Here is a 19493-nt window from a genome sequence, read left to right on the forward strand (position 1 = left end):
TATGTCAGAGAAAAAAATCGCAGTGGTAACAGGCGGTGCACGTGGAATCGGAAAAGCCATCGCCCTGGAACTTGCAAAAGCAGGAAATTTTGTAGTGATCAATTATAACGGCTCAGAAGAAAAAGCCCGGGAAACAAAAGCAGAGATCGAGGCAGCTGGCGGCCAGGCAGATATCCTGCAGTGTAATGTGGCAGATTTTGATGCATGCGAAGCTTTTTTCAAAGCCATTGCAGAAAAATACGGACGTGTTGACATTCTGGTAAACAATGCCGGAGTTACGAAGGACGGACTTCTCATGAAGATGAGCGAGGAAGATTTTTCCAGAGTTGTTGACACCAACCTGAAAGGAACCTTTAACTGCATCCGCCATGTGTCCAGAATGATGCTGAGACAGAGAAGCGGCAGGATCATCAGTCTTTCATCGGTGGTAGGCCTTCGTGGAAATGCGGGACAGGCCAATTATGCAGCATCCAAAGCGGGAATCATCGGCCTTACAAAATCCGCCGCAAAAGAGCTGGCATCCAGAGGAATCACGGTCAACGCCATTGCACCGGGATTTATCAAAACCGATATGACAGACGTGCTTTCCGACAAAGTGAAAGAAAATATTTCGGCATCCATTCCCATGGGAAGCATGGGAACTGCAGAAGATGTGGCAAAAGCAGCCGCTTTTCTGGCATCGGACGGCGCACGTTATATTACAGGACAGGTACTTCGTGTAGACGGCGGAATGGCAATGTAAAAAAGGCTCCCCGGAGTCAGGAGGATAGATTGATGAAAAGACGAGTAGTAGTAACAGGACTTGGAGCAGTAACACCGATCGGAAACGATGTGGAAAGCTTCTGGAACGGAGTGAAAGAAGGAAAAGTGGGGATCGGACCGATCACCCGTTTTGATACAACCGGATATAAGGCAACACTGGCAGCGGAGCTGAAAGGCTTCGTAGCAAAAGACCGCATGGATCCCAGAACCGCAAGAAGAATGGAGCCCTTTTCCCAGTATGCGGTGGCAGCCGCACTGGAAGCTGTGGAAAATGCAGGTCTTAAGATGGAAGAGGAAGATCCGTACATGGTAGGCGTGATCATCGGTTCCGGTGTGGGAAGCCTTCAGGCTACGGAGCTGAATGAGAAGAAGCTTGTGGAAAAAGGTCCTTCAAGGGTTGATCCCCTTCTTGTTCCCAAGATGATCACAAACATGGCAGCAGGAAATGTTTCCATTGCCACCGGTGCAAAAGGAAAGTGTACAAACGTGGTAACTGCATGTGCAACAGGAACTCACTGTATCGGAGACGCTTTCCGTGCCATCCAGTACGGCGATGCAGATGTAATGCTTGCAGGCGGTACAGAAGGTGCTATCTGCCCCATCGGAATTGCAGGATTTGCAAGCCTTACCGCACTGAGCACAAGCGAGGATCCGCTGCGTGCTTCCATTCCTTTTGACAAAGACAGAGGTGGTTTTGTCATGGGTGAAGGCGCAGGTGTGGTTGTTCTGGAAGAACTGGAACATGCGAAAAAGAGAAATGCCAATATCCTGGCAGAGGTTGTGGGATATGGTGCAACTGCAGATGCTTTTCATATCACATCTCCGGCCGAGGACGGAAGCGGCGCCGCACGTGCCATGGAAAACGCCATGAAAGAAGCAGGTGTTGCACCGGAGCAGGTAGATTATATCAATGCACACGGAACCGGAACCCACCACAACGATCTGTTTGAGACAAGAGCCATCAAGCTTGCGTTCAAAGATGCGGCAAAAGATGTAAAGATCAACTCCACAAAATCCATGGTAGGACATCTTCTTGGCGCAGCAGGTGCTGTTGAGTTTATCGTGTGTGTAAAATCCATTCTGGACGGATTTATCCATCAGACTGTGGGAACTACGGAAACAGAGGAGGAGCTGGATCTCAACTATATGATCGGCGCTCCGGCAGAACAGGAAGTACGCTATGCAATGAGCAATTCCCTTGGCTTTGGAGGCCATAACGGAACCTTGCTTGTAAAGAAGTATGAGGAGGAGTGAAATCATGGAATTTAACCAGATCCTTGAGCTCATCGATCACGTATCCGCATCAGAACTTACTGCTTTTACTTACGAGACAGCAGATCTGACCTTAAGCATGGAACACGGAAAACCACAGATCATCCAGGGAGTTATGGGGGAAACTGTGGAAAACATTCCGGCGGCAGGAATGGCCGGTGGAAAAGTCCGCAGGGCAGTGCATACAGTGCCGATGGCAGGTGCAGGTTCCGTGGCGGCGACAGTATCAGATTCGGCAGATGAAATGGCAGCGGCAGACAAAAATGTAGCAGAAACACAGGGCGTGCAGAATACAGTACCTGTGCAAAATATAGAGCAGCCGGAAAACGTATCACAGAAATCAGATGACCAGACCGGCAGCCTGGTAACTTCTCCGCTGGTCGGAACTTTCTACGCAGCACCATCCCAGGATCTTCCGCCATACGTCCAGGTAGGAGATAAAGTAAAAAAAGGCCAGGTTCTTGCAATCGTGGAAGCAATGAAACTGATGAATGAGATCGAAAGTGATTTTGACGGCGAGATCGCGGAAATCTATGTGGAAAACGGACAGCCGGTAGAGTATGGACAGAAACTTTTCCGTATCCGATAAAATATCTTCAGGTCAGAATTAAAGAATAAGAAAGAGAATGTTTCGGAGAAAAAGAATACAGATTATGTAATCGGTCGTTTTCTCCGTGATTTTTCAGGAGGATAGAGAATGAAACATCTTGACGTAAAACAGATCGAAGAGATCATCCCGCACAGACATCCGTTTCTGCTTGTGGACTATATCGAAGATTATGAACCAGGTGAATTTGCTGTTGGATATAAATGCGTGACTTTCCGCGAGGACTTTTTCCGGGGACATTTTCCGAAGGAGCCGGTAATGCCGGGCGTCCTTATGGTAGAGGCTCTGGCACAGGTTGGTGCGGTAGCTATTCTTTCCCTGGAGGATATGAAGGGAAAAACTGCTTATTTTGGCGGCATCAACAAGTGTAAATTCCGCAGAAAGGTAGTTCCCGGAGATAAACTCCGTCTTGAGACAAAGATCATCCGCAGAAAGGGCCCCGTGGGAATCGGTTCCGCAGTGGCATCTGTAGATGGAGAGGTTGCCGTAGAGGCAGAACTTACATTTATGATCGGGTAAGGTGATTGTATGATTCGAAAGTTACTGATCGCCAACAGAGGCGAGATCGCGGTGCGTATTATCCGTGCCTGCAGGGAAATGGGAATTGCCACAGTGGCAGTTTATTCCGAGGCAGATGAGGAAAGCCTTCACACACAGCTGGCAGACGAAGCAATCTGTATCGGTCCGGGACCTTCCGCACAGAGCTATCTGAATATGGAGCAGATCATCAGCGCCACCATGGTTTCCGGTGCGGATGCCATCCATCCGGGATTTGGTTTCCTTTCGGAAAATGCCAGATTTGCGGAGCTTTGTGAAAAATGCGGAATTACATTTGTGGGACCGCCATCGAAGGTCATCCGCATGCTTGGAAACAAAAAGATCGCAAGAAGCACCATGATCGCAGCAGGTGTTCCGGTAGTTCCAGGCAGTGAAGGGGATGTGGAGGATATTGAAACCGGCCTTAAGGAAGCAGAGCGGATCGGCTACCCGGTGATCATCAAGGCAGCTCTTGGCGGCGGTGGAAAAGGTATGCGTGTGGCAAATACCCCGGAGGAATTTCCAGAGGCCTACGCAACTGCCAGAAAAGAGTCTGAGATCGCTTTTGGTGACGGTACCATGTATATTGAACATTTTGTGGTAAATCCCAGACATATTGAATTTCAGATCCTTGCGGACAACCAGGGAAATGTCATTCATCTGGGAGAACGTGACTGCTCCATTCAGAGAAATCATCAGAAGATGATAGAGGAATCTCCAAGCGCCGCAGTTTCGCCGGAATTAAGAGAAAAAATGGGTCATGCGGCAGTGACGGCAGCAAAAGCGGCCGGCTATGTCAATGCGGGAACCATTGAATTTCTGCTGGAGCCGGATGGAAAATTCTGGTTTATGGAAATGAACACAAGAATTCAGGTAGAACATCCGGTGACAGAATGGGTAACCGGAATCGATCTTGTGAAAGAGCAGCTGAAGATCGCTTCGGGGATGCCTCTTGAAATATCACAGGATGATGTCCATATTATGGGACATGCCATCGAGTGCAGGATCAACGCCGAGAATCCTCAGAAAAACTTCCGGCCTTCACCGGGAACTATCCAGGGGGCACATTTTCCGGGAGGAAACGGGATCCGTGTGGATACCTGCGTTTATAACGGCTGTAAGATCCCACCGTATTATGATTCCATGCTTGCCAAGCTGGTCGTTCATGCAGACAGCCGTGAGGCAGCCATTGCAAAAATGCAGAGTGCCCTTGGTGAGGTGATCATTGACGGAATCGATACAAACATTGACTATCAGTATGAAATCTTGAAAAATGAGGATTATCAGTCCGGAAATTTTGACACCGGTTTTCTGGCAAGTCATATCATTGCGGGAGTGAAGATCAATGAGAATTAAGCATATGTTCAAAAAAACAGTACGGGATATCCGGGGGGAGGAGTACGGGAACACTCCGGAGGTTCCGGATAACCTGATGCGAAAATGCAATGCCTGCAAGGCTGCCGTTTTTGCAGATGAGGTAAAACAGAATCATTACATCTGCCCACATTGTGGAAATTATTTTCATGTACCGGCTTACCGGCGGATCAAGATGGTCGTAGATCGAAAGAGTTTCACAGAGTGGGACGTACATATGGAAGAACAGAATCCGCTTCAGTACAAAGGATATGAGGAAAAAATCAGATCACTCCGTGAAAAGACAGGACTTGACGAGGCTGTGGTTACCGGTAAGTGTACGATAAAAGGGACACCGACAGCGCTTGGTGTCTGTGACTGCCGTTTCATGATGTCCAGTATGGGAGAGGTTGTTGGGGAAAAGATCACCCGGGTTTTTGAACGTGCCACAAAGGAGAGACTTCCGGTGATTCTCTATATCTGTTCCGGCGGTGCCAGAATGCAGGAGGGACTGGTATCCCTGATGCAGATGGCAAAAACCAGTATGGCCATTCGAAAACACAGTGATGCAGGGCTTCTCTATGTGCCGGTTCTTACAGACCCGACGACAGGTGGTGTGACTGCAAGCTTTGCCATGCTGGGAGATATTATCCTGGCAGAGCCAAAAGCACTGATCGGATTTGCCGGCCCCAGAGTCATTGAGCAGACCATCGGTCAGAAACTTCCCAAAGGATTCCAGAGAGCGGAATTTCTTCTGGAACACGGTTTTGTGGATAAGATCGTGGAACGTGAGGAGCAGAGAAGCGTGCTGGCGGATATCCTGAAGTTACATGAAAATAAAATACCAGATTATGGACAGTCCGATAATTCGGACATGGAAATGAAATATAAATCTGATAATGCGGAATCGACAGAAACTGCCGTGGGAGATAAACGGGAATCAGAGAATACAATCTGGCCGGAATTCATCCCATCAGGAAATTACACTCCCTGGGAACATGTCCAGCTTGCCAGAGCAAAAACACGTCCCACGGGAAAAGACTACATCGAGGCACTCTTTGACGATTTCATGGAATTTCACGGTGACCGCCACTGTGGTGATGATCCGGCAGTGATCGGCGGTGTGGCATTTTTTCACGGAAAGCCGGTGACGGTTCTTGCACAGGAAAAAGGTGAGGGCACCAGGGAAAATATTGCCCGGAATTTTGGAATGGTTTCTCCGGAAGGCTACTGGAAATCTCTGCGTCTGATGCAGCAGGCAGAGAAATTTCACCGACCGGTGATCTGCCTTGTGGATACGCCAGGTGCATTCTGCGGACTGGAAGCAGAAGAACGAGGACAGGGTGAAGCTATTGCGAAAAATCTCTATACGCTGGCGGGACTTACCGTTCCTGTACTTTCCATTGTGATCGGTGAGGGAGGAAGCGGCGGTGCGCTCGCTTTTGCTGTAGCGGATGAGGTATGGATGCTGGAGCATTCCGTCTATTCCATCTTGTCTCCGGAGGGCTTTGCCTCTATTCTCTGGAAAGACAGCAAAAAGGCAAAGGAGGCTGCCGCAGTGATGAAACTTACTGCTGCGGATCTTTATCAGATGGGAATGATCGAGCATGTGATCCCGGAAGCTGAGCCTGTAAGCCGTGAGAACATAAACGATGCTACGGCTTATCTGGAAAACGGAATAGAAGATTTCCTTGGAAAATATGGCAAGACAGAGCCAGAGAAGCTTCTGGAACACCGCTACGAACGTTTTCGGAAAATGTAGAAATTTTAAGCGCAGTGATTTTGTATCCGCAAAGCAAAAATCCAGTGGAAAAAATCCTATATTTATGTTACGATGGCTTCATAAACAGAGAACCGGAGAAGCTTTTTGGCTCCGGAGAAACAGGAGCGGGGTAGAGTGGACAATCGGGAAGTTATAAATGACGTGCTGGTGAATCTGTTCAACGAGATCCTCCGGCTGGAGGAAGAAGCCATCATCACAGATAAATATAAAGATATTTCCAACAATGATATGCACATTATCGAGGCAGTAGGCCTTGGCGGAGGAAATATGTCTTCCATCGCAGCCAAGCTGAAGATCACGGTAGGCTCCCTCACAACATCCATGAACAGCCTTGTAAAAAAGGGCTATGTGAAGAGAGAACGAAGTGAAAAGGACCGGAGAGTGGTATTTATCCAGCTTACCAACAAGGGACGTATGGCATATCACCATCATGCGGAATTTCACAGACAGATGACAGAAGCTGTGCTTGCGGAGCTTAATGAGGATGAGACAGAAGTACTGGTAAAAGCACTGGATGGACTGCGTAAATTTTTCAGGCAGTATCATGAACAATAAAGAAATGCACAATAAAAGCATCTGAATCGGTAACGAAAGAATGTTTCCGATTCAGATGCTTTTTAGCTGTGAACAGATATTTTCTGTATTGCCATATATGGAAAATGATGGCAAACAGTGGTTTTATTCCAGGTGAGAGCTTTATTCGTCCCATCCATCCTGGAAACGGATATTTACAGAAATATTGCGGACAACGTCACCCTCCTGAAGATCCAGATCGCTTTCCTCGGAAACCGGAGGAAGCTTGCCCTCAAATTCCATAAGCTCTGTGTAGATCCAGTCATATGCGGCAGCATTGGCATTTTCGATGGCGTCGTCCAGCGTGTCACCACTGGCTTCGCAGCAGGCAAGATCCGGGAAAAAAGCGTTGTATTTTTTGTCCTCTGTGGGACGGAAAACTGCGGGATATATAAATTTCATTGGTAAGATTCCTTTCTGTATTATCACCAGATCAGTGGTGATTTGCTCATTTAGAAGTAGTATATACCAATTTCAGAATGAGGGCAAGCGAGTTCATGATCGAATGAAAGATCCAGGTAAGAACAGCAGTATTTCCGGGAATGTTATAATCAGAAAATTGTCGTATATAAGGAAAAATGATAGATATATAAGACTTTTTATCCTTGTAGGAAGGAAAATCAGATGCTATACTGTGTTATACAGGGTACAGGATTGCTGTAGGCGTAAAAGGTATACAGTGATCTGAATGGCGGTTCAGAGAACCCAACGGGAGGCGCGGTTATGATTTATACAGCTTTGACGAAAAAAGCTATGAAGGTGGCATACGAGGCACATCATGGACAGACAGATCGAAGCGGGACACCTTATATTTTTCATCCATTTCATGTAGCAGAGCAGATGGATGATGAACTCAGTGTATGTACGGCACTTCTTCACGATGTGGTGGAAGATACAGAGATCACATTTGAAGATCTTACCGGAGAATTTCCGGAAGAAGTTGTGGAGGCCTTACGTTATCTTACAAGAGATAAGAGTATGAATTATTTCGACTATATCCGGAATATCCGGAAGAATCCGATCGCAAAAAAAGTGAAGCAGGCTGATCTGCTCCACAATTCTGATGTAACACGTCTTTCTGACTGCGAAAATATATCTGTGGAACAGATCTTACGTCTGCATGGAAGATATAAACGGGCATTGGAAATCCTTCATGATGCCAGGTGAATTTATTTTCGCACAGGTCATTTTATTTTCCTCTTCTGCTTTTCTTTACTTTATAAATGTCTTATAATAAACCATCGAAAATGATACGTGATAAAAATACAGAAAAATACTTACGAGAGGAACCAACATGATCACAGTAGAGCTGGAACATTTCAGCCTTGATAAAATATGCGATTCCGGGCAGTGCTTCCGGATGAAGAAACTTGGAGATGGACACTTTTCCATGGTGGCGGGAGATCAGTATCTGGAAATGCGCCAGAAGGGGGGAGTGGTAGATTTTTACTGCTCTCAGGAAGAATTTATCTGTTACTGGGTGCTGTATTTTGACCTGGATACGGATTATGAAACTTACATGAATGCAGCCAATCCACGGGATAAATATCTGGGTGCCGCCATAAAGGCAGGAGACGGGATCCGGATCTTAAGACAGGATCTCTGGGAAATGATCGTCACGTTTCTGATTTCCCAGCAGAATAATATCAAACGCATCCGCAAATGTATCGAAACTATCTGTCGGAAATATGGAGAGCGAAAAGTTTCATCAACAGGTGTGGAATATTATGCGTTTCCAACTGTGGAGGCGCTGAGTCAGGCAACGGAAGAGAACTTAAGAGACTGCGGCCTTGGATATCGGGCAAAATATATCGCAGTGACAGCCAGGACTATCGCATCCGGCGAAATCTCCCTGGAAAAAATCTATGATATGCGTTACCATCAGGCAAAGAAAGAATTGATGAAACTCTGTGGCGTTGGAGAAAAGGTAGCAGAGTGTATCTGCCTGTTTGCATTGCATCATATGGATGCTTTTCCCATAGATACCCATATCCGCCAGGTCATGGATGTGCATTATAAAAGAGGATTTCCAAACCGCAGATATAAGGGAATGCGTGGAATTATGCAGCAGTATATTTTTTACTACGACTTGTACTCGTAAGCTGCGGATGCTATCATAGTTCACAACAAAGAAAAAATTCATGGAGGTGAGGACGCGATCAGAAAGCATTTACTGAGATTAAGACGACCACAGATAAAGAAAAAAGAAAACAGTTATTACATCCGGGGCTATAAAGGAACAGAAGTAGTTATCCGTACCGATCATGAAATCCTGAAGAGGATTTCCTATGAACGAACCTGCGTGAAACGCATCCATATCCTCAGGAAGTATGAAACTGAGACGAAATATATTTATACAAGCAAAGGAAAAAGAAGAAGCCGACGTATCGTGATTCCGGGGATCCCTGTGAAAGACGGAAGTTCTATGCCACGTGCAGTACGGACAGTTCTGCAGGCTCTTTCCTATGGAGGAATTGAGGTAGACGCTTCCAGAAAGCTGGCAGATATTAAAAAAATGGATCCTATGAGTATTTTTTACAAAACACTGGATGCGGAAGTTTATAATGGGGACTATAAAGTGCCGATCCGTCTGTTTTTTCCAACAGAAGAGGCCATGGAGAATGGGGCTGCTTCCGGCAGAAAACCTCCGGTGATCCTGTTTTTCCACGGTGGTGGATGGGTTACAGAAAGCGTGGAGAATTATCAGCGTGTATGTGCCAGAATGGCGCAGTCCACCGGTCAGATCGTGGCATCTGTGGAGTACAGGCTGGCACCGGAATACCGTTTCCCGGTGGGGTTGATGGACTGCTATGCGGCAGCGAAGGCTTTTTATACCAACCGATTTCTTCTGAATACCGATCCGGATCGTATTACCATTATGGGAGACAGTGCCGGCGGAAATCTGGCTGCGGCTGTGTGCATGATGGCCAGAGACAGGGGAGAATTTTATCCGAAAAAACAGATCCTGATCTATCCGGCACTGAACAACTGTTATACAGAAGAATCGCCTTTTGAATCCGTAAAAACAAACGGGACCGGTTATCTTCTCACAGCAGAGAAGATGGAAGATTATCTGAAGCTTTATGAGAGCTGCCCGGAAGACAGAAAGAATCCGTATTTTGCGCCGATCTTGGAGAAAGATCTCCGAAATATGCCGGATACACTGATCCTTACCGCTGAGTTTGATCCTCTTCGGGATGAAGGAGAGGCATTTGGTGAACGCTTAAAAGCCGCAGGGAATCGAGTGGAAGTACACAGGATCGCGGGTGCGTTTCACGGGTACTTTGCACTGGGAATCAAATTTCTGCATGTGCAGGAGAGCTTTACGTATGTGAACCGTTTTCTGGAAACAGAAGAGCAGGAGCAGTTGTGAAAGGGCAAAATGTCTGCGGACAGGAAACAGAAATCTCAGAAAAGTCCCGGATAATGGACAGTAAATATCTCGCAGGAAGAAGGAAAACATCATGAAGAACGAATATGCACAGTGGAGAAAACTGGATAATGCGGCACTGGCGTTCCCGGCGGTGACAGGAAAAAATGACACCAGGGTATTTCGTTTTTACTGTGAACTGAAAGAAGAGATAAAAGAAGAAACGCTGCAGAAAGCGTTGGATCGTACCATGGAAAAATACCCTCTTTTCCGTGCGGTTTTAAGAAAGGGACTGTTCTGGTTTTACCTGGAGAGACGGGATATTCCGGCGGTAGTAAAGGAAGAAGCAGGTGCACCCTGCAGCGGACTTTACATTCCGGACAAAAAAACGCTTCTTTTTCGGGTGAGTTACTATAAGAACCGGATCAATTTTGAGGTATTTCACGCGCTGACGGATGGAACGGGAGCCATGCATTTCCTGATGGAACTTGTAAAAGATTATCTTCAGGAGGCACATCCGGAGAAAGAACTTCCGGAGCTTTTTCCAGACGAAAATATCACCGGAAGAGATATGGAAGAGGACAGTTTTTCCCAGTATTATTCCTCAGATGCGCCAAGAAAGAGAGAGTCCAAGAAGCCGGCTTTTCAGCTGAAAGGTGAGAAACTCAGACAGGAAGATATGAGTATCACGGAAGTATGCATTCCGGTGAAAGAGATTCACGCCCGGGCAAAAGCAGCCGGTGTGTCGATCACGGTTTTTCTTACGGCGGCTCTTATCTGGGCGATCCATGAGGAGGTGCCCCAGAATCAGGCGAAAAAACCCATTGGCCTTATGATCCCGGTAAATTTAAGGAATTATTTTCCGTCCCGGTCCATGGCGAATTTTTTCGGGTGGATCGAGATCAGCTGTTATTTTTCTGCGGAAACGACTTTTGAGGATATTCTTGAATCCGTAAAGGAGCAGTTTGCAAAAGAACTGAGCAAAGATGTGATCGAGGCGAAGCTGAATGATCTGGTAAGCCTGGAAAAGAATCCGATCCTGCGTCTGGTGCCGCTGGAGATCAAAACGCCGTTCCTTCTTGCAGGGACAACTCTTGGAGGAAGGTCCATTACCGCGATCTATTCCAATGTGGGAATTATACGGATGCCGGAGGAATACCGGAAATATATTCAGAGATTCGGGCTTTTTGCAAGTACGGACAGCCTGCAGCTGTGCTCCTGTTCTTTTGGGGATGAGATGGTTTTAAGTTTTTCGTCGAAAATTCCCAATGGAAATATAGAGCGGAATTTTGTGGGGAAGCTGAAAAAAGAGCAGGTGTCCTGTGAGATCCGGGAGAATGATTTTCCGGGGCAGAAAGAGGAACGGAAATCTCCGGCGAAGCTTTTTGAGAGCTTTACGTTTCTGTGTATTGTTCTGGCTGTGGTATGCAATCTGATCGATTATCTGGTGGACGGCCATATGGGATGGGCCTGGTTTGTGACTGCAGGAGCGTTCTGCACCTGGCTGATGGTTTCGGTGGCGTATGTGAAGCGGCGGAATCTATTGAAGAATGAAATGTGGCAGCTGGTGATCGTAACGGTAGCAGGTGTGCTCTGGGATGTGTTTACCGGCTGGCGGGGCTGGTCTGTGGACTATCTTCTTCCTCTTGCGGCCCTTGCTGTGATCTGTTCCATGTGGGCGATCACAGCGGCACAGAGGCTGGAAGTTGCGGAATATATGATCTATCTTCTGGAAGCAGGAGCTTTCGGCGTGGTGATCCCGTTGATCCTTCTGGCCATCGGTGTGGTGAATGTTCTGTATCCGTCTCTGATCTGTATCTGCGTCAGTTTTCTGATGCTGGTCTGGCTGTTTCTGTTTAAGAGAAAAGATATGGTACGGGAGATGCAGAAGAAGTTCCGGGTGTAGAGAATAAAAAGAACCGTCGGTTTACAGAAGATTTTTTTGAAAATCTGTCTGCAGACCGGCGGTTTTTTATAATGGCGTTCGGATATCAGAATCCAAAGTCCTCATAATCTTCCGGCGTGAACTTATGATAGATCATATGCTCACCTTCCAGGGACAGGCAGTACCGGTAATCGTCTGGAATACCGTCTTCAAAATATACAAGGTAGTCGAAGCCTGTGCCGGTTGTTTTTTCCATATGCACATGTTTGGAATAACTATGGAAAACATTCATCACTTCATCCAGAGTACAGCCGTGGCGGGCAACGGTGTTAATGAAACGTACCAGAAATTCACTTGGTTTCCGGTTCTCGTGAACATAGTCGGATGCCTGTGGCGGCAGAGTGATGCAGAAACGTTCGTTTTTGGAAGAAGCTTTTACTTTTCCAAGGCGGTCACAGGCATAATCGGAGAATTCTTCCATTGCGTGCTGCATTTCTTCTTCCGTAAGCTCAGTACCGAGAAGACGGTTCAGAGACTGCAGCGGATAATAAAAACGGGTAACTCCGCTCATATATCCGATCTTTACCTGCTGTTCCTGGATCATATCCAGGAGATTATTTTCCAGTTTTTTAAAATTCATAATGTTGTCCTTTCCGGGGTGTGAATGTTTATTGGACTACATACATTCATATCCCATTTTTTTCGCAGATATCACTGAGACAGCAGCGGTCACAGTAAGGCTTTGTCCGTGCTGTACAGACTTCTCTTCCGTGGTTTACAAGGCGGTGGCAGAGATCGTTGCCTTCTTCCGGAGGAATGATCTTCCAGAGAGCCATTTCCACTTTTTTCGGGTCTTTCATGTCATGGACAAGACCGATGCGGTTGGAAAGACGGATACAATGGGTATCGGTCACAATGGCAGGCTTTCCAAATACGTCGCCCATGATCAGGTTGGCACTTTTGCGCCCCACGCCGGGAAGTTTCAGAAGTGCGTTGAAGTCTTCCGGAACTTTGTCCTGGTACTGTTCGTGGAGGATCCGCATGCAGGCGCTGATATCCCGAGCCTTGCTTTTTCCAAGACCGCAGGGACGTACAATGGCCTCGATATCTTCCGGTTTTGCAGCTGCCAGGGCTGCCACGTCCGGATATTTTGCGTAGAGATCCTGAACCACCACATTCACTCTGGCATCGGTGCACTGAGCTGCCAGGCGGACACTTACAAGAAGTTTCCAGGCATCATCATAATCCAGGGTACAGTCTGCGTCCGGATATTCTTCTTTTAAACGGCTGATGACTTCATAAGCCAGTTCCTGTGTTGTCATTTGTATATAAACCATCCTTTCGATTTCGATGTGTTGAGATTTTTATTGTTGCCCCGATGCAGCGAATGCAGATCGCCAGTATCCGCTTAACTTTCAGGGATCATTACTGAATTACTACAGGTAGGATGATACCACAGCATCTGGAGAATTACAACGGCAATCCCCCCCAGGGGCTTGTTAAAACCCTGACAATTTGGTACATTAAACACAACCTATGGGGGTATGGAAAAAGTTAGGAAAACCTTATCAGATCAGGCCCCCACATAAATAAAAAAGCGCGGAGGAATCAACGTGGAAAAACTTCTCGACGAAATCGAATCTTACTGGAGCACCCGTACAGAAGGGTACTCCGAAGTGAATCATAAAGAGCTTGCAGGAACGCAGAAAAACGCATGGCTTAAGGTGCTGACCAGCCAGTTTCCAGACAAGCCAAAGGAAGAGATCCGTATCCTGGATATCGGAACAGGCCCCGGATTTTTTCCAGTGATCCTGGCAGAAGCCGGATATCACGTGGATGCTGTGGATTACACCGAAGGAATGCTGGAAAAGGCAAAGGAAAATGCGGGAGAACTTTGCCGGAACATTCATTTCCAGCGGATGGATGCACAGAAACTGGAATTTGAAGACAATACCTTTGATGTGGTTATTTCCCGAAATCTTACCTGGAATCTGGAGCATCCGGATGTTGCCTACAGAGAGTGGGTCCGTGTGCTGAAAGTGGGCGGAAAACTTCTGAATTTTGACGCTAACTGGTACGGCTATCTCTATGAGGAAGAGCAGCGGAAAGCCTACGAAAACGACCGGAAAAATGTGGAGAACAACAGTCTGGACGATCATTATCTCTGTACGGATATTGAGCGTATGGAGCGGATCGCCCTTCAGGTACCGCTGTCAAAGATCCGCCGGCCTGAGTGGGATGTAAAAACTCTCCGGGAAGCAGGACTTCTTGGAATCCACACTGATACGGAAATCTGGAAAACAGTCTGGAGTGAGGAGGAGAGACTGAATTATCAGTCCACCCCAATGTTTATGGTAACCGGCGTAAAACCGGATCATTTCCTGAATCTTCCGGTTGTGGAAGGAGAAAAAACCGAAGGATTCCTGGAGATTGGAGACGGAGAATTTACTCTTCCGGCAACCATTATCCGTGGAAAAAATCCGGGAAAAACCGTCCTTGTCACAGCTGGACTTCATGCAGGAGAATATGTGGGGATCCAGACCCTGATCGAGCTGTCAAAAAAACTGAATCCGGAAAAAGTTAACGGACAGCTGGTTCTGGTAAAAGTGCTGAACAGGCAAGACTTTGAGAAGCGAGCAGGCAGCATCAGCTGGGAAGACGGAAAAAATCTGAACCGTGTTTTCCCTGGCAAAAAAGATGGCACAAGAATGGAGCGCCTGGCAGCAGCCATCACAGAATCCCTGATCAAAAAAGCGGATTATTATATCGATCTTCACGGCGGTGACGATTATGAGGAGCTAACTCCGTATGTATATTTTGCAGGCGTGGCAAAGCCGGAGATCGTGGAAGCCTCCCGAAAAATGGCAGAGCAGGTTGATGTCCCATATATGGTACAGTCAAATGTAAGCACAGGCGGCGCCTACAATTATGCGGCAAGTACCTTCCATATTCCGGCGGTCCTTCTGGAACGCGGCTGTATGGGAACCTGGGAACGGGAGGAAGTGGATTCCATGCGAAGAGATGTAAGAAATATCCTCTGCAGCATCGGAGCCTATAACGGAATCCGTTCCCACAGTACGTACTATCCTCTGAAAATGGATGATGTGCGTTATCAATGCGCCAGTGTCAACGGTCTCTGGTACCCGGTGAAGAAACCAGGCGATATCGTTCATCAGGATGAGTATCTTGGAGAGATCCGTGATTATGAGGGAAATGTACAGGAAATCTGTCGTGCAGACATGGATGGTGTGATCCTTTATCAGGTATCAAGCCTTCAGGTTGTGGAAGGCGGCCCTGTGATCACCTACGGAAATATCGTAAGAGAAAAAGACGAGCGGAAAACAAGGATCGCCCAGTACTGGACCAGGCGCAGCGACAGCTTTCTGGAACAGAGAAGAGCAGAGCTTCACAGTGCACTTGCAGGCAGATGGATGACCGAGCTTAAGAAGCACCTGCCGGAGAAAAAGAATCTCAGGATCCTGGATGTTGGATGCGGGACTGGATTTTTTACCATTCTTCTTGCAAAAGAAGGCCATCAGGTAACCGGTATCGACCTGACACCGGATATGATCACCCATGCAAAAAAGCTGGCAGAGGAAGAAAAAGCAGACTGCCAGTTTGCGGTCATGGATGCGGAAAATCCGGATTTTCCGGATGAGGAATTTGATGTGATCGTATCCCGAAACCTTACCTGGACACTGCCGGATGCGGAACACGCTTACCAGGAATGGTTCCGTGTGCTGAAACCTGGCGGAGTGATGATCAACCTGGACGCTAACTATGGAGCAGCAGATTTTGCGGATACTGCAGATCTTCCGGAAAATCATGCCCATCATCAGATCCAGGATGAACTGATGCAGGAGTGCGAGGATATCAAGCGTCAGCTTCCGATCAGTTCTTTCCTGCGCCCGGCCTGGGATCTGGAAACACTGGGACGCATGGGCGTGGAAGAATTTTCCTTTGACCTTGGAATCAGTAAGCGTATTTATATCGAAAAAGATGAGTTTTACAATCCGACCCCGATGTTTTTGATCTTTGCAAAGAAACAGGGGTAGGATCATGCTGAATATAAAACAGATACAGTATTTTGCGGCCTGTGCCAAAACAGGCTCCTTCAGCCAGGCTGCAGAGCTGCTTTTTACCACGCAGTCAAATGTAAGCAAGGTGATCCGTTCCATGGAAGACGATATGCGTACCCAGCTGTTTGTCCGTCATGCAAAGGGCATAGAGCTGACACCGGAAGGAGAGCGTGCATATATCCATGTGCAGAGGATCCTGGAAAATATAGATGAACTGGAAATGCAGGCACAGCCACTTGCAAAAAGCAGCCTGTGTGTATGCTTTCATCCCAGCTCCTGGTTTGCGGATACCTTCGTAACGTATTATGAAGCACATAAGTGCGATGATCTTCATTATCAGGTTTACGCAGCAGATACCCATGAGATCATAAAACGTGTGAAAGGCAGACAGGATGATATGGGATTCGCCTATGTGATGCAGAATCAGCTGGCAGCGTTCCAGTATTTTCTTTCCCGAAATTACCTGGAATTTGAGCTGCTGACGGAAACCGAGGTAAATATTTATACCGGGAAAGGGAAAGCAGATGAGGGAGATTTTAAAATGTCCCAGCTCAGGCTGATCCAGAGATTTCCCGATGAATTTTCCCCGGATAATTACCGGAACCTTGTAGAGGAAAACGGTCATTCCGCAGTGGAGGCAGAGACCGTAGTCGTAACAAACAGTGATTATATCGTGGAACGTCTTCTTGGGTCCGGAGAGCTGTGTAATATCAGTGGTGCGGATCTTTCCGGCCGTGATCCGGGATATTCCTCCGTGAAATATACATTTCCGGGAGAAGGACAGAGACTTGTTTACGGGTGCATCTGCCGGAGAGGTGAAGAGCTCAGTGAACAGGGAAAGGATTTTCTGGGATTCGTGAAGGAAAGACTTCAGATTTCCGGAAAGTGATAAAAGAATAAAGCAAAAGACCAGGCGGGATTTTTCTGCACGGGACACAGGTTCCTGATACAGAAAAGTCCTGTTTTTTATATGGAATACACATCCATGCTAAAACCGACTGTCCAATATCCCCATACCGGGGTTGTCCGAAAGCTGTTAAATGATAAAATAATATCAGCAGCACACTCCGCGTGCTGAATATAAAAACACTGTGATGCACATAACCTCCGCGCACTCCTATTTGTGCATACAAATGTTTTGTCGAATAATAACACGACCCTTTCAAAAGCAGTTATGGTTTTGGATGCCATAACTGCTTTTGAAATATGAACACAAATCGTTCCACGATTTGTGTTCATGAGCATGCAGCAGAGCGGAATGCGAATGTCTGCCTTACTGTCTTACATGTAAGTAAAGGGAAGTGGGAAAGGAAAATTATGAACAAAGAAAATAAACTCGTCATCCGGATCCTGAAGCGGATCCTTCTGCTTGCTGTGGTTATGTTTCTGCTGTCTGTGGTGGTGTTCTGGCTGGCGAGACTGGCACCGGGAGATCCCCTGCAGTCCTTTTACGGAGATTCCCTGGAAATGATGACCAGCGATGAAGTGGCTGCGGCCAGAACGAGACTAGGACTGGATCAGGGAATCGGGGTACAGTATGTAAGGTGGTTTACCAATGTAGTCCATGGTGATTTCGGATTGTCGCTGAAATACAGGCAGCCGGTTATGAATGTGATCAAACCGCTGATCGGAAATACTCTGGTGCTGGGAGGAATTGCTTATATTGTGATCTTTATACTGGCAGTTCTGATCGCCATATTCTGTACGCTCCATGAGGATCAGTGGATCGACCGGCTGATCTGCAAGATCGGAACAGCAGCCTATTATGTGCCGGCTTTCTGGCTTGGTGTGGTACTAATCCTGATCTTCAGTGTAAATCTTGGATGGTTCCCAAGCAGCGGGGCCTATGATGTGGGAATGGCAGATAGTATCGGCAATCGTATGAAGCATATGATCCTTCCGCTGGTAGTAATGATCTTCAGCCATCTCTGGTATTACGCATATATGATACGTAACAAATTTCTGGATGAGGTGCGGAAGGATTATGTACTTCTTGCCAGATCCAAGGGACTTTCCAAAAGAAAGATCCTGTGGAAGCATTGTCTTCGAAATGTATTGCCGACGATCGTGAGTATCATGGCAGTTTCGGTACCCCATGTAACCGGTGGGACTGTAACTGTGGAAGCTGTTTTCAATTATGCGGGAATTGGAAACCTTGCAGTGGAATCTGCAAAATATCACGATTATAACCTGCTGATGATCGATGTGCTGATCACGGGATTTATCGTATTTTTAAGCAGCTTTGTTGCACAGACTGTCAATGAAGAGATCGATCCAAGAATGAAGGATTCGGAGGTGAGGGTATGGTAGCTGATCGGAAGCTTTTAGAAGCTGAGCTTTTTCAGGTAGTTGGTGCCGGGTGGAAGCAGCATGAATCTGAAAAACGAAAAAAAACATTTCGGGAAAAGCTGAAGGGGAAACCGGTATTTTCCATGGTCCTGCTTTTTCTGATCGTTTTGGGCTGTATATTTGCAAATGTTGTTGCAAATCATGATCCCTCAGGTTTTTATCTCCAGAATCTGAATACACCGCCGGGAAAGGAATTTATCTTTGGAACGGATTCGCTTGGAAGAGATATTTATTCACTGATCTGGTATGGTGGACGGGTTTCTCTGGTGATCGGGCTTCTGGGAGCTGCGATCATTACTGTGATCGGTGTTACCTACGGATGCATCAGCGGAACAGCAGGTCCAAAGGTGGATTCAGTTCTGATGCGGTTTACGGAAATGTGCGGAAGTATTCCGACCCTTCTGCTGATCCTGATCCTGTCTGCGGTCCTTCAGGCCAATGATGTGATCAGCATATCTGTGATCATCGGTATTACCGGGTGGTTTGCACTGGCACGTATTGTAAGAAGTGAAGTGCGGCAGATAAGGAACAGTGATTATGTGATGTATGCAAGACTCTGCGGAGGAAGTTTTGGATATGTGATGTATCACCATCTGATCCCGAATTTTGTTTCGGCGATCATGTTTGTGGTGATCTCTTCGATAAGCAGCTGTATTACCATGGAATCTACATTAAGCTTTCTTGGCCTCGGGCTTCCGGCTGATGTAGTCTCCTGGGGAAGTATGCTCTCGCTGGCAAATAAAGCACTGATCATGAATACCTGGTGGGTGATCGTGATCCCAGGAGTTTTTCTGGTCATTACTTTAATGTGCATTACCAGTATGGGAAGCTTTGTGAGAAGTGAGGTAAATAACCATTACAGCAATCTCTGATGCAGTCAAAAATATTTGAATACAAACCGTGATGAAGCATTCCGAAGTGTA

Annotated in this window: 18 protein-coding genes; 15 read left to right on the forward strand and 3 right to left on the reverse strand. The window is 46.9% G+C overall.

The window, feature by feature from the left end; translation table 11 throughout:
• The first annotated feature begins 1 nt into the window (after position 1).
• The 7 genes from fabG (at position 2) to GPK81_RS02455 (ending at position 6869) form a co-directional block, all read left to right on the forward strand.
• Positions 2–742 carry a 3-oxoacyl-[acyl-carrier-protein] reductase gene (gene fabG / locus GPK81_RS02425; RefSeq protein ID WP_021977157.1) on the forward strand — a complete coding sequence of 247 codons (741 nt, stop codon included), beginning with the start codon at positions 2–4 and terminating at the stop codon, positions 740–742.
• Between the two features lie 32 nt (positions 743–774).
• Positions 775–2016 carry a beta-ketoacyl-ACP synthase II gene (gene fabF / locus GPK81_RS02430; RefSeq protein WP_021977158.1) on the forward strand — a complete coding sequence of 414 codons (1242 nt, stop codon included), beginning with the start codon at positions 775–777 and terminating at the stop codon, positions 2014–2016.
• A gap of 4 nt (positions 2017–2020) precedes the next feature.
• Positions 2021–2623, forward strand: coding sequence for an acetyl-CoA carboxylase biotin carboxyl carrier protein (accB, locus tag GPK81_RS02435; protein ID WP_174087732.1), 603 nt, complete (start codon positions 2021–2023; stop codon positions 2621–2623).
• Positions 2624–2731: 108 nt separating this feature from the next.
• On the forward strand, positions 2732–3160 hold the full coding sequence (gene fabZ, locus GPK81_RS02440) for a 3-hydroxyacyl-ACP dehydratase FabZ (protein ID WP_021977160.1): 429 nt from the start codon (positions 2732–2734) through the stop codon (positions 3158–3160).
• A 9-nt stretch (positions 3161–3169) separates the two neighbouring features.
• Entirely contained in the window at positions 3170–4534 is a 1365-nt protein-coding gene (gene accC, locus GPK81_RS02445; RefSeq protein ID WP_215706473.1) for an acetyl-CoA carboxylase biotin carboxylase subunit, read from the forward strand.
• Positions 4524–6293, forward strand: coding sequence for an acetyl-CoA carboxylase carboxyltransferase subunit alpha (locus GPK81_RS02450; protein WP_215706474.1), 1770 nt, complete (start codon positions 4524–4526; stop codon positions 6291–6293). The genes accC and GPK81_RS02450 overlap by 11 nt, the downstream gene beginning before the upstream one ends.
• Before the next feature lie 135 nt (positions 6294–6428).
• On the forward strand, positions 6429–6869 hold the full coding sequence (locus tag GPK81_RS02455) for a MarR family winged helix-turn-helix transcriptional regulator (RefSeq protein ID WP_118062392.1): 441 nt from the start codon (positions 6429–6431) through the stop codon (positions 6867–6869).
• 141 nt (positions 6870–7010) lie between these two features.
• Here GPK81_RS02455 and GPK81_RS02460 read toward each other — a convergent pair whose 3' ends face one another.
• Complete coding sequence (locus GPK81_RS02460) at positions 7011–7289, reverse strand: type II toxin-antitoxin system HicB family antitoxin (RefSeq protein WP_021977164.1); 279 nt, start codon at positions 7287–7289, stop codon at positions 7011–7013.
• Positions 7290–7610: 321 nt separating this feature from the next.
• Here GPK81_RS02460 and GPK81_RS02465 point away from each other — a divergent pair, with 321 nt between their 5' ends.
• The 4 genes from GPK81_RS02465 (at position 7611) to GPK81_RS02480 (ending at position 12163) form a co-directional block, all read left to right on the forward strand.
• The gene (locus GPK81_RS02465) at positions 7611–8054 is read left to right on the forward strand and encodes an HD domain-containing protein (RefSeq protein WP_215706475.1); all 444 of its coding nucleotides are present in this window, start codon (positions 7611–7613) and stop codon (positions 8052–8054) included.
• Between the two features lie 127 nt (positions 8055–8181).
• The gene (locus GPK81_RS02470) at positions 8182–8988 is read left to right on the forward strand and encodes a DNA-3-methyladenine glycosylase family protein (protein WP_118062329.1); all 807 of its coding nucleotides are present in this window, start codon (positions 8182–8184) and stop codon (positions 8986–8988) included.
• A 324-nt stretch (positions 8989–9312) separates the two neighbouring features.
• Complete coding sequence (locus GPK81_RS02475; protein ID WP_118062393.1) at positions 9313–10260, forward strand: alpha/beta hydrolase; 948 nt, start codon at positions 9313–9315, stop codon at positions 10258–10260.
• A 91-nt stretch (positions 10261–10351) separates the two neighbouring features.
• The gene (locus GPK81_RS02480) at positions 10352–12163 is read left to right on the forward strand and encodes a DUF6320 domain-containing protein (RefSeq protein ID WP_215706476.1); all 1812 of its coding nucleotides are present in this window, start codon (positions 10352–10354) and stop codon (positions 12161–12163) included.
• Between the two features lie 85 nt (positions 12164–12248).
• Here the strand turns inward: GPK81_RS02480 and GPK81_RS02485 are convergent, their stop codons facing one another.
• Both GPK81_RS02485 and GPK81_RS02490 read right to left on the reverse strand, forming a co-directional pair.
• Positions 12249–12782, reverse strand: coding sequence for a DUF3877 family protein (locus GPK81_RS02485; RefSeq protein WP_215706477.1), 534 nt, complete (start codon positions 12780–12782; stop codon positions 12249–12251).
• A 46-nt stretch (positions 12783–12828) separates the two neighbouring features.
• Positions 12829–13464 carry an endonuclease III domain-containing protein gene (locus GPK81_RS02490; protein ID WP_215706478.1) on the reverse strand — a complete coding sequence of 212 codons (636 nt, stop codon included), beginning with the start codon at positions 13462–13464 and terminating at the stop codon, positions 12829–12831.
• Positions 13465–13755: 291 nt separating this feature from the next.
• On the opposite strand from GPK81_RS02490, the gene GPK81_RS02495 reads away from it, so the two are divergent.
• From GPK81_RS02495 to GPK81_RS02510, 4 genes are all read left to right on the forward strand, one after another.
• Complete coding sequence (locus tag GPK81_RS02495; protein WP_215706479.1) at positions 13756–16197, forward strand: methyltransferase domain-containing protein; 2442 nt, start codon at positions 13756–13758, stop codon at positions 16195–16197.
• Between the two features lie 4 nt (positions 16198–16201).
• Entirely contained in the window at positions 16202–17110 is a 909-nt protein-coding gene (locus tag GPK81_RS02500; RefSeq protein WP_215706480.1) for a LysR family transcriptional regulator, read from the forward strand.
• 428 nt (positions 17111–17538) lie between these two features.
• On the forward strand, positions 17539–18531 hold the full coding sequence (locus GPK81_RS02505; protein ID WP_215706481.1) for an ABC transporter permease: 993 nt from the start codon (positions 17539–17541) through the stop codon (positions 18529–18531).
• Positions 18525–19442, forward strand: a complete 918-nt coding sequence (locus GPK81_RS02510; protein WP_021977174.1) for an ABC transporter permease — start codon at positions 18525–18527, stop codon at positions 19440–19442. The genes GPK81_RS02505 and GPK81_RS02510 overlap by 7 nt, the downstream gene beginning before the upstream one ends.
• Positions 19443–19493: the final 51 nt, after the last annotated feature.

Source organism: Blautia sp. MCC283, from assembly GCF_018785565.1.
Lineage (GTDB): Bacteria > Bacillota > Clostridia > Lachnospirales > Lachnospiraceae > Blautia_A.

Coding starts and splice junctions, on each gene's coding strand:
- accC (WP_215706473.1), top strand. CDS start 3,170: ATGATTCGAAAGTTACTGATCGCCAACAGAGGCGAGATCGCGGTGCGT.
- GPK81_RS02460 (WP_021977164.1), bottom strand. CDS start 7,289: ATGAAATTTATATATCCCGCAGTTTTCCGTCCCACAGAGGACAAAAAA.
- fabF (WP_021977158.1), top strand. CDS start 775: ATGAAAAGACGAGTAGTAGTAACAGGACTTGGAGCAGTAACACCGATC.
- GPK81_RS02505 (WP_215706481.1), top strand. CDS start 17,539: ATGAACAAAGAAAATAAACTCGTCATCCGGATCCTGAAGCGGATCCTT.
- GPK81_RS02450 (WP_215706474.1), top strand. CDS start 4,524: ATGAGAATTAAGCATATGTTCAAAAAAACAGTACGGGATATCCGGGGG.
- GPK81_RS02480 (WP_215706476.1), top strand. CDS start 10,352: ATGAAGAACGAATATGCACAGTGGAGAAAACTGGATAATGCGGCACTG.
- GPK81_RS02500 (WP_215706480.1), top strand. CDS start 16,202: ATGCTGAATATAAAACAGATACAGTATTTTGCGGCCTGTGCCAAAACA.
- GPK81_RS02475 (WP_118062393.1), top strand. CDS start 9,313: ATGCCACGTGCAGTACGGACAGTTCTGCAGGCTCTTTCCTATGGAGGA.
- fabZ (WP_021977160.1), top strand. CDS start 2,732: ATGAAACATCTTGACGTAAAACAGATCGAAGAGATCATCCCGCACAGA.
- GPK81_RS02510 (WP_021977174.1), top strand. CDS start 18,525: ATGGTAGCTGATCGGAAGCTTTTAGAAGCTGAGCTTTTTCAGGTAGTT.
- GPK81_RS02490 (WP_215706478.1), bottom strand. CDS start 13,464: ATGACAACACAGGAACTGGCTTATGAAGTCATCAGCCGTTTAAAAGAA.
- GPK81_RS02485 (WP_215706477.1), bottom strand. CDS start 12,782: ATGAATTTTAAAAAACTGGAAAATAATCTCCTGGATATGATCCAGGAA.
- accB (WP_174087732.1), top strand. CDS start 2,021: ATGGAATTTAACCAGATCCTTGAGCTCATCGATCACGTATCCGCATCA.
- GPK81_RS02470 (WP_118062329.1), top strand. CDS start 8,182: ATGATCACAGTAGAGCTGGAACATTTCAGCCTTGATAAAATATGCGAT.
- fabG (WP_021977157.1), top strand. CDS start 2: ATGTCAGAGAAAAAAATCGCAGTGGTAACAGGCGGTGCACGTGGAATC.
- GPK81_RS02465 (WP_215706475.1), top strand. CDS start 7,611: ATGATTTATACAGCTTTGACGAAAAAAGCTATGAAGGTGGCATACGAG.